The sequence below is a fragment of the Flavobacterium sp. GP15 genome (assembly GCF_014281985.1).
In the GTDB taxonomy this organism is placed as follows: Bacteria; Bacteroidota; Bacteroidia; order Flavobacteriales; family Flavobacteriaceae; genus Flavobacterium; species Flavobacterium pygoscelis.
Window position 1 is genome coordinate 125235 of record NZ_JACFTC010000002.1, and the last position, 14990, is coordinate 140224.

Annotated in this window: 10 protein-coding genes; 9 read left to right on the plus strand and 1 reads right to left on the minus strand. The window is 31.9% G+C overall.

Features of this window, described 5'->3' with window-relative positions:
- The first annotated feature begins 22 nt into the window (after positions 1-22).
- From H2650_RS04770 to H2650_RS04795, 6 genes are all read left to right on the plus strand, one after another.
- Complete coding sequence (locus H2650_RS04770) at positions 23-1435, plus strand: peptidylprolyl isomerase (protein WP_370566809.1); 1413 nt, start codon at positions 23-25, stop codon at positions 1433-1435.
- Between the two features lie 117 nt (positions 1436-1552).
- Positions 1553-2506 (plus strand): MoxR family ATPase, encoded by a 954-nt coding sequence (locus H2650_RS04775; RefSeq protein WP_188049620.1) that lies wholly within the window; start codon positions 1553-1555, stop codon positions 2504-2506.
- A 170-nt stretch (positions 2507-2676) separates the two neighbouring features.
- Complete coding sequence (locus H2650_RS04780; RefSeq protein WP_188049621.1) at positions 2677-3306, plus strand: PAS domain-containing protein; 630 nt, start codon at positions 2677-2679, stop codon at positions 3304-3306.
- A 368-nt stretch (positions 3307-3674) separates the two neighbouring features.
- A complete protein-coding gene (locus tag H2650_RS04785; RefSeq protein WP_188049622.1) occupies positions 3675-6446 on the plus strand; it encodes a bifunctional aconitate hydratase 2/2-methylisocitrate dehydratase in 2772 nt (923 codons plus the stop codon).
- A 240-nt stretch (positions 6447-6686) separates the two neighbouring features.
- Positions 6687-8948: an aconitate hydratase gene (locus tag H2650_RS04790; RefSeq protein ID WP_188049623.1), complete on the plus strand. Its 2262-nt coding sequence runs from the start codon at positions 6687-6689 to the stop codon at positions 8946-8948.
- Positions 8949-9578: 630 nt separating this feature from the next.
- Positions 9579-10949 carry a peptidoglycan endopeptidase gene (locus H2650_RS04795; protein WP_188049624.1) on the plus strand — a complete coding sequence of 457 codons (1371 nt, stop codon included), beginning with the start codon at positions 9579-9581 and terminating at the stop codon, positions 10947-10949.
- 50 nt (positions 10950-10999) lie between these two features.
- Here H2650_RS04795 and H2650_RS04800 read toward each other — a convergent pair whose 3' ends face one another.
- Complete coding sequence (locus tag H2650_RS04800; protein WP_188049625.1) at positions 11000-11509, minus strand: pyridoxamine 5'-phosphate oxidase family protein; 510 nt, start codon at positions 11507-11509, stop codon at positions 11000-11002.
- Positions 11510-11835: 326 nt separating this feature from the next.
- Here H2650_RS04800 and H2650_RS04805 point away from each other — a divergent pair, with 326 nt between their 5' ends.
- The 3 genes from H2650_RS04805 to H2650_RS04815 all read left to right on the plus strand — a co-directional run bounded on the left by H2650_RS04805 (position 11836) and on the right by H2650_RS04815 (position 14895).
- Complete coding sequence (locus H2650_RS04805) at positions 11836-12840, plus strand: TlpA disulfide reductase family protein (protein WP_188049626.1); 1005 nt, start codon at positions 11836-11838, stop codon at positions 12838-12840.
- A 207-nt stretch (positions 12841-13047) separates the two neighbouring features.
- Complete coding sequence (locus tag H2650_RS04810; protein ID WP_188049627.1) at positions 13048-13275, plus strand: CDGSH iron-sulfur domain-containing protein; 228 nt, start codon at positions 13048-13050, stop codon at positions 13273-13275.
- Between the two features lie 213 nt (positions 13276-13488).
- A complete protein-coding gene (locus tag H2650_RS04815; protein ID WP_188049628.1) occupies positions 13489-14895 on the plus strand; it encodes an APC family permease in 1407 nt (468 codons plus the stop codon).
- The last annotated feature ends 95 nt before the right edge of the window (positions 14896-14990 follow it).

Consider the following 14990-nt stretch of genomic DNA (forward strand, 5'->3'; position numbering starts at 1 on the left):
AATGCCAATAAATAAAACACCAATGAAATTCATTAGTAATAGATTTGCACTTGCCTTTTTTCTCTTAGTTTTTACAAGTTTCGTTACAAGTGCTCAAGAGATTATTAAAGATTCTGTGGTTTCCTCTCCAATAATTAAAAAGCAATCAACAGGAAAGCTTAAAATAGATGGCATTATTGCAACAGTTGGTGATTATATCATTTTAGATTCAGATATTGACAAGTCATTTCTAGAAATTTCAGCTCAAGGCGGATCTGTAAAAGACATAACAAGATGTCAAATGTTAGGGAAGTTATTAGAGGATAAATTATATGCTCATCAGGCTGTTCAGGATAGTATTGTTGTTACAGATTCTGAGGTTAAAGGTATGATGGAAGATAGATTACGTTATATGGTTGAGCAAATCGGATCTATGGAAAAAGTAGTTCAATATTATAAAAAAGATTCTGAAGAAGAATTCAGAAGCTACTTTTCTGATATCTTAAAAGAAGGTAGGCTAACTTCTGAAATGCAAAAGAAAATTGTAGATGCAGTAGAAATTACTCCAGAAGAAGTACGTAATTACTTCAAAACAATTCCTAAAAATGATTTGCCATTCTTTGGTGTAGAATTAGAAGTAGCACAAATTGTTGTTACTCCAAAGGTTTCGGCTGAAGATAAGCAAAAAGTTATTGACCGTTTAAATGGTTTCAAAAAAGAAATAGAAGAAGGGTCGAGTTTTTCTACAAAAGCAGTTTTATATTCTCAAGATCCTGGATCTAGAGCAGCAGGAGGATATTATAAAATGAATCGTAAGACACCATTTGTAAAAGAATTTAAAGATGTTGCTTTTAGTTTGGCCGAGGGTGAGATTTCTGCTCCTTTTGAAACTGATTTTGGTTTTCATATTATATATGTAGAGAAGATTAAAGGACAAGAGATAGAATTGAGACATATTTTATTAGCTCCTGTTGCTACCGAAGCTTCTTTGGCGGAGGCTAAAGAGAAAATTACTTTGATTAAAAAGAGAATTGAAGATAAAGAAATTACATTCGCTGAAGCGGCGAGAACTTTATCTGATGAGAAAGAAACAAGAGCTAATGGTGGTGCACTTATTAATCCTAAAACACAAGATACTCGTTTTGAATTGACAAAAATGGATCCTGTTTTTTATAGTCAAGTTTCTAATTTGAAAACCAATCAAATTTCTGAACCAATTTTAGATCAAACTGAAGAAGGTAAGAAAAAATTTAAATTGATTACTGTAACTAATAGAATTGATGAGCATGCAGCAGATTATGCTAAAGATTATATTAAAATAAAAGATTTAGCATTAAAAAGTAAACAAATAACTGCTATAGGTAAATGGTTTGATGAAAAAATTAAAGAAACCTATATTAAAATTATTGGTGAATACAGAGACTGTGATTTTACCAATAATTGGCTAAAAAAATAATTGGATCTTACTTCATAGAAGTAACAAGAGCTTAAATAATTTTTCGTTAAATAAATAAAAAGAGTTAGTTTTATGTTTTCATAATGCTAACTCTTTTTAATTTTAAATACTTAATAAATGTCAGACGTCGTTGCAATACAAAACTTAGTTCAAAAGAGAAATGAATTAAAAAATGAAATAGCAAAAGTAATTGTAGGCCAAGATTTAGTAGTAGATCAAATTTTGCTTTGCATTTTTTCTGGAGGCCATGCTTTGTTGGTGGGTGTTCCTGGATTGGCAAAAACATTAATGGTAAATACGCTGGCTCAAGCCTTAGGTTTAGATTTTAAAAGAATTCAATTTACACCAGATTTAATGCCTTCTGATATTTTAGGGAGTGAAATTTTAGACGAAAACAGAAACTTTAAATTTATAAAAGGGCCTATTTTTTCAAATATAGTTTTAGCAGACGAAATTAACAGAACACCTCCTAAGACTCAAGCGGCATTACTTGAAGCAATGCAAGAACGCTCTGTTACTATTGCGGGAGAAAATTACAAGTTAGATTTGCCTTATTTTGTTCTAGCTACTCAAAATCCTATCGAGCAAGAAGGAACTTATCCTTTGCCTGAAGCGCAACTGGATCGATTTATGTTTGCTATAAAATTAGAATACCCTTCATTTGATGAAGAAGTTTTAGTAGTAAAGCGTACAACTTCGGATGTTAAAACTACTATAAATGCATTATTCACGGCAAAGGAAATAATTGATTTTCAGCATTTAATTCGCCGAATCCCAGTAGCTGATAATGTAATTGAATATGCTGTTGCGTTGGTAAGTAAAACTAGACCTGATAATCCGCTTTCAAATGAGTTTGTTAAAAACTATTTAGATTGGGGTGCGGGTCCGCGAGCTTCACAAAATTTAATCTTGGCTGCTAAAGCAAATGCTGCTTTTAATGGTAAGTTTTCTCCAGATATAGAGGACGTTAAAGCTGTTGCAACTGGAATTTTGCGTCATCGTATTATTAAAAATTACAAAGCAGATGCAGAGGGGATAACCGAAGAAATGATTATTGCTAAATTGATGTAATCAGTAAGTAGCAATAATCTATTATTTGTGTATCATTAAAGCTTAAACTTTCTAATTTCAAATTAGGATTATTTTGTTGATTTTTTTTATATGTCATGATAATAATCATATTTGGTTTGTGATTGTAATCATACTTTTGCGTATAATTTATTCACAAAATATACTTTAATATGAGCCAGAACAATGTGATTTTTACAAGACCAATTCCAATTGATAAAGAGGTTTCTTGGGATAAAACCCAAACAATTATGAGTAAGACAGATTCTAAAGGAATTATAGAATATGCCAATGAAGTTTTTGTTGATGTTAGTGGATACGAGGATTACGAATTAATGTCTCAACCTCATAGTATGATAAGGCATCCAGATATGCCTAGAGTAATTTTTAAAGTACTTTGGGATAACTTAAAAGCGGGAAAGAATTTTTATGCGGTTGTTAAAAACTTAGCTAAATCTGGAAGATACTATTGGGTAGTAACTGATTTCGAAATTTCTAAAGACTCTAATGGAGAGATTACTCATTATTTTGGAAGAAGAAAAGCTGTTCCTCAAGAAGTAATTAGTAAACACATTGAGCCCTTGTATAAAAGATTGTTGCAAATTGAGCAAGCGAGTGGAATGGAAGCGAGTGAGCGTTACTTAATTGGTTTTTTAGAAGAGAAAAAAAGAACCTATGTAGAGTTTGTAGAGGAATGCATTTTAGATTATGAAAAAACTCAGAATTCTTTAAAAAGAGAAGAATTAGAGGTAGAAGAAGACTCTGGTAATAGAGGTTTTTTCTCAAGATTGTTTGGAAGGTAGATTTATATTAAATAAACAAAAATAAAAAACTGGAATTGTATTTTAATAAAATGCAATTCCAGTTTTTTATTTATAATTTTTTTTTTAAGTGTCAAGCTAAAATACTACTATTACAGATAGTAAAAGAGATTAGTAAATTCAATGATAATATTATAATTTAAAACAATTATTTTGTTTTTTTCGCAACTTTATACAATGAATTTGGCTATTTAATAATAATAATTTTTGGAAAGATGTGTTTTATTAAATTCTTTCTAATATCATATGAAATAACTAAATTTGCATAACAATAAAAAAAACCTAACTATTTGGTTTTTTATTTTGAGTCAATCAGAATAATCTGCCTTTAACATTGAAATACTGCTATTATGAACATTTATAACGATTATCTCAAAGAAATCGAAGAAAGAAAAGCTCAGGGTCTTCATCCTAAGCCAATTGATGGTTCTGAATTGCTAAGCGCAATCATTGCACAAATTAAAGAAATAGATAATGCCAATAGAGAAGAATCTCTTAAGTTCTTTATTTATAATGTAGTTCCTGGAACTACTCCTGCTGCTGCTGTAAAAGCGGTATTTCTAAAGGAAATTATTCTAAGAACAGCAGTCGTTAAAGAAATTACTCCTGTTTTTGCTTTTGAGTTATTATCTCACATGAAAGGTGGTCCTTCTATAGAGGTTTTGCTAGATTTAGCTTTAGGGAGTGATGCTGCTATCGCAAATGATGCTGCTGAAGTTCTTAAAACACAATTTTTCTTATACGAAGCAGATACAAATCGTTTAGAAGTAGCTTTCAAAGAAGGAAATCCTATTGCTGCAGCAATTTTAGAAAGTTATGCTAAAGCGGAATTTTTTACTAAACTTCCAGAAGTAGTTGAAGAAATTAAAGTAGTTACTTACATAGCTGGTGAGGGAGATATCTCAACAGATTTACTTTCTCCAGGAAATCAAGCGCACTCAAGATCGGATCGAGAATTGCACGGGAAATGTTTAATTTCTCCTGAAGCTCAAGATGAAATCAGAGTTTTACAAATGCAGCATCCAGATAAAAGTGTGATGTTAATTGCTGAAAAAGGAACTATGGGTGTGGGTTCTTCAAGGATGTCGGGTGTAAATAACGTAGCACTTTGGACAGGAAAACAAGCAAGTCCATATGTTCCCTTTATTAATGTTGCTCCTATTGTTGCTGGGACAAATGGAATTTCTCCTATTTTCCTAACCACTGTAGATGTTACGGGCGGTATTGGTTTGGATCTTAAAAACTGGGTTAAAAAACTAGATGAAAACGGCAATGCAATTCGTAATGAAAATGGTGATGTTATTTTAGAGGAAGCCTATTCTGTTGCTACCGGAACAGTACTTACTATTAATACAAAAACTAAGAAATTATATAATGGCGATCAAGAATTAATCGATATTTCTAAGGCATTTACTCCTCAGAAAATGGAATTTATAAAAGCGGGTGGTTCGTATGCAATTGTATTTGGAAAAAAACTGCAAACTTTTGCATCAAAGGTTTTAGGTATTGGTATTGTGCCAGTATTTGCACCATCGAAAGAAGTTACTATTGAAGGGCAAGGTCTTACGGCTGTAGAAAAAATATTTAATAAAAATGCAGTTGGAAACACTCCGGGTAAAGTTTTACACGCTGGTTCTGATGTTCGTGTTACTGTAAATATTGTAGGTTCGCAAGACACCACTGGTTTGATGACTTCTCAGGAATTAGAGTCTATGGCTGCTACGGTTATTTCTCCAATCGTTGACGGTGCTTACCAATCAGGTTGTCATACTGCTTCCGTTTGGGATAATAAATCGAAAGCAAATATTCCTCGATTAATGAAATTTATGAATGACTTCGGTTTGATTACTGCACGTGATCCAAAAGGAGTTTATCCTGCAATGACCGATGTTATACATAAGGTTTTAAATGATATTACTGTAGATGAGTGGGCAATTATTATTGGTGGTGACTCTCATACCAGAATGTCCAAAGGGGTTGCTTTTGGTGCAGATTCAGGAACAGTTGCATTGGCACTGGCTACTGGTGAAGCTTCAATGCCAATTCCGGAATCTGTAAAAGTTACTTTCAAAGGAGAAATGAAAACTTACATGGATTTCCGTGATGTGGTTCATGCTACACAATCTCAAATGCTTAAAACTTTTGGTGGAGAGAATGTTTTCCAAGGAAGAATTATTGAAGTTCATTTAGGGACTTTGACTGCAGATCAAGCCTTTACTTTTACAGACTGGACTGCAGAAATGAAAGCGAAAGCTTCTATTTGTATTTCTGAAGATGATACTTTGATTCAATCACTTGCAATTGCAAGAGGTAGAATTCAAATCATGATCGATAAAGGGATGGATAATGAAAAACAAGTCCTTCAAGGATTAATCAATATAGCAAATAACAGAATCGAGGAAATTAAATCAGGTGTAAAACCAGCTTTAGTACCGGATGCAAATGCTAAATATTATGCTGAAGTTGTTATTGATTTAGATATAGTCAATGAGCCAATGATTGCAGATCCAGATGTTAACAATGCTGACGTTTCTAAAAGATATACGCATGATACCATTAGACCGTTGTCTTTTTATGGTGGAGTGAAAAAAGTAGATCTTGGATTTGTTGGATCTTGTATGGTACATAAAGGTGATATGAAAATTTTGGCTCAAATGCTGAAGAATATTGACGAACAATATGGTAAAGTTGAGTTTAAAGCGCCATTAGTAGTTGCGCCTCCTACTTATAATATTGTAGATGAGCTTAAAGCTGAAGGCGATTGGGATATTTTACAAAAATATTCTGGTTTTGAATTCAATGATAATGCTCCAAAAGGTGTTGCTCGTACTTCATACGAAAAGATGTTATATTTAGAACGTCCTGGTTGTAACCTTTGTATGGGTAACCAAGAAAAAGCAGCAAAAGGAGATACTGTAATGGCAACTTCTACACGTCTTTTTCAAGGAAGAGTTGTTGAGGATAGTGAAGGTAAAAAAGGCGAGTCGTTACTTTCATCAACTCCTGTAGTAGTACTTTCGACTATTTTAGGTAGAACACCAACAATAGATGAATATAAAACTGCTGTAAAAGGAATTAATTTAACTCAATTTGCACCTTCTCATAAATTGTTAGTTAAATAATATTCTATATTTTATATATTATTTAAAAGCCTGATTTAATTCAGGCTTTTTTTGTTTTTACACCTTGCTAAAATCCAAATTGATTTTGATTATTCTTTATCTTGATTATTTGTGATTAAATAACATTCAGTAGTTTAACTTTTTGTTTAGAAATATTCAGACTCCTAACTTTTGTGAGCTATACTATTTTTTTGTAACTTGTAGTGTTTAAAAAATGAATAATAATTATACCTATATACTATGGCTTTTGATATTGAAATGATTAAAAAAGTGTATGATAACATGACAAGTCGTGTTGACGAAGCACGAAAAATAGTTGGTCGTCCACTTACTTTAACTGAGAAAATTTTGTACAATCACCTTTGGGAAGGAAAACCTACTCAGGCTTTTACGCGAGGCACTGATTATGTTGACTTTGCTCCGGATAGAGTCGCTTGTCAAGATGCAACTGCACAAATGGCATTATTGCAATTTATGCACGCTGGAAAACCCAAAGTAGCAGTTCCTACTACGGTACATTGCGACCACTTAATTCAAGCAAAAGTAGGAGCAGAGAAAGATTTGGCTAGAGCCAAAACACAAAGTAATGAAGTTTTTGATTTCTTATCATCAGTTTCTAATAAATATGGTATCGGTTTTTGGAAGCCAGGAGCTGGAATTATTCACCAAGTAGTTCTTGAAAATTATGCTTTCCCAGGCGGAATGATGATTGGTACCGATTCTCACACGGTTAATGCAGGTGGTTTAGGAATGGTTGCCATTGGTGTTGGTGGAGCCGATGCAGTAGATGTAATGTCAGGAATGGCTTGGGAATTAAAATTTCCTAAATTAATTGGAGTAAAATTAACTGGTAAACTATCAGGTTGGACTGCACCAAAAGATGTTATTTTAAAAGTAGCTGGTATTCTGACTGTAAAAGGAGGAACTGGCGCTATTGTTGAATATTTTGGTGAAGGAGCGATAGCGATGTCTTGTACTGGTAAAGGTACAATTTGTAATATGGGTGCTGAAATTGGAGCTACCACTTCAACCTTTGGTTACGATGATTCGATGGGGCGTTATTTACGTGCTACTAACAGAGCAGATGTTGCCGATGCTGCAGATAAAATTGCGCCTTATTTAACTGGTGATCCTGAAGTTTATGCCGAGCCAGAGAAATATTTTGATCAAGTAATCGAGATTAATTTATCTGAATTAGAGCCTCATTTAAATGGTCCATTTACTCCTGATTTAGCCACTCCAATCTCTAAAATGAAAGAAGAAGCTATTAAAAATGATTGGCCATTACAAATTCAAGTTGGCTTAATTGGTTCTTGTACTAACTCTTCTTACGAAGATATTTCACGTGCAGCTTCTTTAGCACGACAAGTTGCAGATAAAAAGTTAAAAACAAAAGCGCAGTTTACTATAAATCCAGGTTCTGAAACTATTCGTTACACAATCGAACGTGATGGATTTATTGATACTTTCGAGAAAATTGGTGCTACTGTTTTTGCAAATGCATGCGGACCTTGCATCGGAATGTGGGATAGAGAAGGAGCAGAGAAAGAAGAAAGAAATACAATTGTGCATTCTTTTAACCGTAATTTCTCAAAAAGAGCGGATGGTAATCCAAATACATTAGCTTTTGTAGGGTCTCCAGAATTAGTTACTGCTATGGCAATTGCAGGAGATTTAGGGTTTAATCCTTTGACAGATACTTTAATTAACGAAGATGGTGAAGAAGTTCGTTTAGAAGAACCAACTGGAGATGAATTACCACCTAACGGATTTGATGTGGTTGATCCCGGTTTTCAAGCACCCGCTCACGATGGTTCGAATATAGTAGTTTCTGTAAATCCAGATTCAGAACGTTTACAGTTATTGGCTCCATTTGCACCTTGGGATGGAAAAAACATTACAGGGGCTAAATTGCTTATCAAAGCTTTTGGAAAATGTACAACAGACCATATTTCTATGGCTGGACCGTGGTTGCGTTTCCGTGGACATTTAGATAATATTTCCAATAATATGTTGATTGGTGCTATTAACGCCTTCAATCAAAAACCAAATACAGTTAAGAATCAGTTAACCGGTATTTATGATACTGTTCCTTCGGTAGCACGATCATATAAAGCGGCTGGAGTTCCTTCAGTAGTTGTGGGAGATCATAATTATGGTGAAGGTTCCTCTCGTGAACATGCTGCTATGGAACCTCGTTTTCTTGGTGTTAAAGCGGTTTTGGTTAAGTCTTTTGCTCGAATTCACGAAACAAACCTTAAAAAACAAGGAATGTTAGGATTGACTTTTGCAAACGAAGCGGATTATGATAAAATTCAGGAAGATGACACTATAAATTTCTTAGATTTAATAGAATTTGCTCCAGAAAAACAATTAACATTAGAATTTGTCCATGCTGATGGAACTACAGATGTTATAATGGCAAATCATACCTATAATGAAGGACAAATTGGTTGGTTTGTTGCTGGTTCGGCACTAAATTTAATTGCAGCTGAAGCATAATTTAAAAAATCTTAAATTGATCTTTTAAAAAAAAATTATTATTACAATATAAAGTGTTTAGGACTTGGTTTGTTGTTTTTTAAAAACTGCAAATTAAGTACTAAACATTTTTTTTACATTTAATTTTGAATTTTTTTCACATTATTTTTAAAAGGTTTTGACTCATTTTCTTTTTCACAAAACCACAATGAATTCATGAGTCTAATTTTATTTATAAAAAAAAGAATGTTTTTTTAATCCTTGATTAGTTCTTTTATTTAAGAATACCGATTTATTATGATAAAGTTAGTACTATAGTAATAAAAAATAAAAATCTAAGTATATTATAGTTTAAGGCTATTGAAATATTCAAAAAACAGCGGAAAAACTTGAAAATACCGTTATTATATAAGAATGTTTAAAAATTATGAAACAAAATAGTGCGTTTTTTGATAAATAATTCTATATTAGCATTTATTAGAATTCTACTGTTTGTACATTAATCAATAGATATTTTCTATGAAGTTATAAAGCAATTTTATGTAGAGAATTTCCTAATTTTTTTAGAAATTCATAATGGCGAAATTTAATAATTATATCCCGAAATCGTCATAAAAATATCCAGGGATAAGTAATTTGAAATAAATGAATATGAGTTTAAGAATAATTGTAATACTAGTTTTTTTAAATAGCATCGTGCTTTTTTCACAAGAAAAAATAACAAAACACACTATCGTAAAAGGAGAAACTATATCCAGCATTGCAGAGAAATATGAAGTAAAGCAAAGTGCGATTTTAAAATTAAATCCCAAAGCTAAAAATCTTCTAAAACTAAATTCAATATTATTAATACCTGTTGCCTCTTCAACTAAGACAGCTGCCACTTCAACTCAAATTGCTCAAAATTATACTGGAAAAGAGCATCAAGTTCAAGCTAAAGAAACCCTTTATGGTATAGCAAAGCAATATGGAATAAGTATTAAAGAATTAAATCAAATTAATCCAACTCTTGCTTCTTCAGATTTAAAAATTGGGCAAAAAATAAATATTCCAGCTAACGCAATTCCTGTTGATGTTGTATATGAATCAACAAAAGATATTGTAATAAAGCAAGAAATTGCTGCCACTCCAGTTGTGTCATCATCTACTTTTATTTGGGAAGTTTTACCTAAAGAAACTAAATACTCCATTACAAAAAAATACGGAATCACCATTAAGGATTTTGACAAAGTCAATCCAGGATTAGGAGTTAAATCTCTTAAAGTGGGGCAAAAAGTTTTTATACCTGGAAATGTAGTTGCTGAAATAGCAATGGATACAAATAAGCAGGAGATAAAAAATGATACTAATATGGTAGCTTCTATAGATGTTATTAAAGAAAATAATTCTTTGAATACTATAATTAGAGAAGTGATGCCAAAGGAAACAAAATTTGCAATTGCAAAAGAATATGGAATAACAGTTAAGGAGTTAGAAAGACAGAATCCGGAGATAAAAAATAAACTCCGTGTAGGTCATAAATTGAGTATAACTGCTGCTAATCTATCTTTAGAAAATAATGCAGTAGCAGATGCTAAAGCAACTATACAAAATACTAAGATTGATTTTAATAATTCAATAAAACCAACATTTGATCATGAGTTTTTGGATGAATTAATTGAAAGTGCTTCACAAAATATAGGTTCACGTTACCGCACAGGAGGAACAACAAAATCTGGGTTTGATTGCTCAGGACTTATGTGTACAACTTTTGGAGCTTTTGATATCAAGTTGCCAAGAACTTCTCGAGAACAATCTGGAATTGGAACTAAAATTAATACAGAAGAAGCACAAAAAGGCGATTTAATTTTCTTTAAAACAAATGGAAGAAGTCAAATTAACCATGTAGGAATGGTTGTTGAAGTTAATGAAGGTGAAATTAAGTTTATTCATTCCTCTGTGAGTAGTGGAGTTATCATTTCATCTACTAAAGAAAAATATTATCAGAAAAATTTCACTCAGATCAATCGAGTTCTTCAATAGACTTATTGGAAATAAAAAAAAACGCTCTACTTGTAGAGCGTTTTTTTTTATTAAATTACAATTTCCCCTTCAGAACCACTCACTAAATTAGTTCCTGTAACAAATGATGCTGCCATCTTTAAGATATTGATCATTTGATTGCCATCGGTATCCCAAAAATAGGCGCTGGATGGAGTAACTTTTATAATAGATATGTTGGGATCGTCTTTTCCTTTTTCAAACCAAATTTCTACTGCAGGATTCCATAATTCTTCAATCTTTTTTCGATCTGTAGTAATTGATGCAGTTCCATTAACTACTAAATAGCTTCCCTTCGCAGGATGTGAAAAAAATAATTGAACTTTTGGGTCTTCCTCAATTTCTTTATTTTTATCACTGTCTTTTTGATTAAAAAAATAAATATTTCCTTGATCACATACTTTTACAGCACTCATTGGTCTTGTAGTTGCACCATCTTGAGTTTTTAGTTTAGTTGAAAAAAGACAAATACGAATCGCTTCTACTAGTTCTTTCAATTTATCAACGCCTTCAATTGTGTGTTTAGTTTCATTATCGCTCATGATATTTTATTTTTTATGTTTCAACAATTATTTATATGCTTGATTACAAAGTTGGTGAACTTAAACTTAAAAAACATTACACAATTTGATGTGATATTTTCAATTTTATAATATTTAGAATTTTAAAAACAAATATAATATCTGATGAGATTTTATGTCATTTTTCAGGATTTAAATAAAGGATATCTATTAATTTATAAATTCTATTTATATATTTTATTAAAAAAGATGTTATAAGGAATACTTATCATTAATTTTATGTTAATTAATAATATGACTTAATTTTAATAAATTATTTTTGGAGCGAATAATAAAATTATAACTCAATGAGAAAATTACTTTTTATCGCATTAACATTTATTACTACTGCAAATGTGATAGGACAATCTAAAACTGCTTTGTCTTTTAAAGCTGAAATTGCGAACAGAAATACCAATGCTATAAGTTTCTTAGACAGCAACAACGGAAAAGAAATAAAAAAGATTTCAGTAAATAAAGATGGTTTTTTTAAAGATTCATTTCCTGTAGAGGAAGGGTTTTATATGTTGTTTGATGGTAAAGAATACACGCAATTATTTTTGAAGAACGGATATGATCTAAGTTTAAAAATGGATGCTAAGAAATTTGATGAATCTATTGTTTATAGTGGTAAAGGAGCTTTAGAGAATAATATATTAGCGCAAAACGCTATAAAAGATGCAGCATATGATTACGATTCACTTTTGGCTTCATCTGAAGAAATTTTCACTAAAAGCATAAATGATAAAAAAAATGCTGATTTACTAGTATTGGACAACAAAAAATTAGATGTCAATTTTGTAACATTGCAAAAGAAAAATATTGATAAGTCATTGGTGAGTATGGCAAAATATTATGATGAAGCAATGAAAACTAAAAAAATGGATGGCGCTATGTCTCCAACTTTTGAGTATGACAATTATAAAGGAGGGAAAACTAAATTAGAGGATTTTAGAGGTAAATATGTATATATTGATGTTTGGGCAACTTGGTGTGCTCCATGTCGTGCTGAAATTCCATTTTTAAAAAAATTAGAGGAAAAATACCATCAAAAAAATATTGTGTTTGTAAGTTTGTCAATTGATCAATTAAAGGATGTAGAAAAATGGCGCAAATTAATTAAAGATAAAGAATTAGGTGGCGTACAAGTTTTTGCTGATAATGACTGGAATTCTCAATTTGTTAAAGACTATAATATAACAGGAATTCCTAGATTTATATTAATTGATCCCAATGGAAAAATAGTTAAAGCCGATGCACAACGTCCTTCTAGTCCTACAATTGAGGCTGAGTTTGACGCTTTATTACAATAATGTAATTAGGTTGAGGTAGTTATTAAAATGATGATTTATCTTTTTAATAACAATTCTAGATTAAAACCATCAAAATTTAATTTTGGTGGTTTTTTTATTAAATAGAACCGTTGTAAATTGTGACAAGCGGTTATAAAAAAACTTAAACGATCTTGATTGATCAACTTATAATTACAATCTTTGGACATTAAAAAAAAATAAAATAGTATGAGCAAAACAAAACTTACAATTAATCGTAACGGATCTATAAAAATCGAAGGAGATTTTGAAATAACAGATGCTGATGGTAATGTATACGGATTAGAGGGAAGAACTGCTCTAGGACTTTGTCGTTGTGGTTTATCTAAAAACAAACCTTTTTGTGATGGTTCGCACCGCAATGCATTTGAACATGATGCCTTAGCATTTGATTTGCCACCGGTTAAAGCAAAATAAAAGATTTATTTCTAAATATTTCTTTTATAAATTTAAATAATCCTGTCTGCATTTTGGATTAATATAGAATAATAGACGCTATCTTCCACTATTGGTAAAGATAGCGTCTTTTTTATTACATTTTTTTTGCTTGATGTCATGTGATTTACTTTTATGATTTGCATTTTTAAAAAAAGATATATCTTTATCGAAACCAAAACCAAAAACGATTATATGGAAGAAAATAAACCCGAAGATTTTAAAAGAGAATTAGGATTACTAGACGGAACAATGCTCGTTGTAGGATCCATGATTGGTTCAGGAATCTTTATTGTAAGTTCAGACATGGTGCGCCAATTAGGATCTGCAGGTTGGCTTATTGCTATGTGGGTTCTTACTGGTGTGATTACAGTTATTGCAGCAGTTAGTTATGGAGAATTGAGTGCGATGTTTCCAAAGGCAGGAGGGCAATATGTCTATATCAAGGAAGCATACGGAAAGTTAGTTGGTTTTTTATACGGTTGGAGTTTCTTCGCTGTAATTCAAACAGGTACTATTGCGGCAGTTGGCGTTGCTTTTGCAAAATTTTCAGCTTATTTATACGCGCCTTTAAGTGATAAAAATATTTTATACGAAATAGGAAGTTTTAAGCTAAATGCTGCGCAAGTTCTCTCTATAATTACCATTATTTTTTTGAGTTATATTAATAGTCGCGGTGTAAAAAACTCTAAAATATTACAAACAGTTCTTACTTTGATTAAGATTGTTTCATTGGCGGGTTTGATAATTTTTGGTTTCATGGCAGCTAAGGCTCAGGTATGGGATGCAAACTGGACCAATGCTTGGGCTTCGCAATCCTTCAATGTAGAAACTGGGAACTGGTTGCCAATAAGCGGTATGGCATTAATTTCTGCTATTTCTGCAGCATTAGTCGGTTCACTATTCTCAAGTGGAGCTTGGGAGGGAGTTACCTTTATTGCTGGCGAGATTAAAAACCCTAAACGGAATGTAGGTTTGAGTTTATTCTTAGGGACAGTTATCGTTTGTGTAATCTACGTTTTAGCAAATTTAATGTATCTAGCAGTTGTGCCTATGCAAGGCATTGCAACAGCCGAGTCTGATAGAGTTGCAGTTGTAGCGTCGCAATATATCTTTGGTCCGATAGGAACATTTCTAATTGCGGTAATGATTATGATTTCCACTTTTGCTTGTAACAACGGAATGATCATGGCAGGAGCAAGGGTCTATTATACGATGGCTCAAGATGGTCTGTTTTTCAAAAAAGCCGCTCAACTTAATAAAGCAAGTGTTCCAGCTTGGTCGATTTGGGTACAATGTCTTTGGGCTTCTGTGTTATGTTTGACTGGAAAATATGGAGATTTATTAGATTTTGTGGTTATCGTAGTTTTGATTTTCTACATGCTAACTATATTAGGAATATTCATCCTTCGCAGGAAGTTACCAAATTTAGAACGTCCTTATAGAGCTTTTGGTTATCCTTTTTTACCAGGATTTTACATTGTGGTTTCTACAGCAATTTGTATTGCATTATTAGTTGTAAAAACAAGTACTTGCGGTTGGGGTGTGCTAATAATGTTAGCTGGGATTCCAATTTATTATCTAACCAAAGCAAAAGAATAGTTTTTCTATCTAGTTATAAACGATCATCTATTTAACTTTAGTTCGTGAGAGGTTTTTATTTTTGATGTATAAATAAATTAACTAAAAAATCCGTC

Bases quoted from the DNA above. Each gene is read 5' to 3' on its own strand.
- H2650_RS04815 (WP_188049628.1), top strand. From the start codon at position 13,489: ATGGAAGAAAATAAACCCGAAGATTTTAAAAGAGAATTAGGATTACTA.
- H2650_RS04770 (WP_370566809.1), top strand. From the start codon at position 23: ATGAAATTCATTAGTAATAGATTTGCACTTGCCTTTTTTCTCTTAGTT.
- H2650_RS04800 (WP_188049625.1), bottom strand. From the start codon at position 11,509: ATGAGCGATAATGAAACTAAACACACAATTGAAGGCGTTGATAAATTG.
- H2650_RS04775 (WP_188049620.1), top strand. From the start codon at position 1,553: ATGTCAGACGTCGTTGCAATACAAAACTTAGTTCAAAAGAGAAATGAA.
- H2650_RS04805 (WP_188049626.1), top strand. From the start codon at position 11,836: ATGAGAAAATTACTTTTTATCGCATTAACATTTATTACTACTGCAAAT.
- H2650_RS04790 (WP_188049623.1), top strand. From the start codon at position 6,687: ATGGCTTTTGATATTGAAATGATTAAAAAAGTGTATGATAACATGACA.
- H2650_RS04780 (WP_188049621.1), top strand. From the start codon at position 2,677: ATGAGCCAGAACAATGTGATTTTTACAAGACCAATTCCAATTGATAAA.
- H2650_RS04795 (WP_188049624.1), top strand. From the start codon at position 9,579: ATGAGTTTAAGAATAATTGTAATACTAGTTTTTTTAAATAGCATCGTG.
- H2650_RS04785 (WP_188049622.1), top strand. From the start codon at position 3,675: ATGAACATTTATAACGATTATCTCAAAGAAATCGAAGAAAGAAAAGCT.
- H2650_RS04810 (WP_188049627.1), top strand. From the start codon at position 13,048: ATGAGCAAAACAAAACTTACAATTAATCGTAACGGATCTATAAAAATC.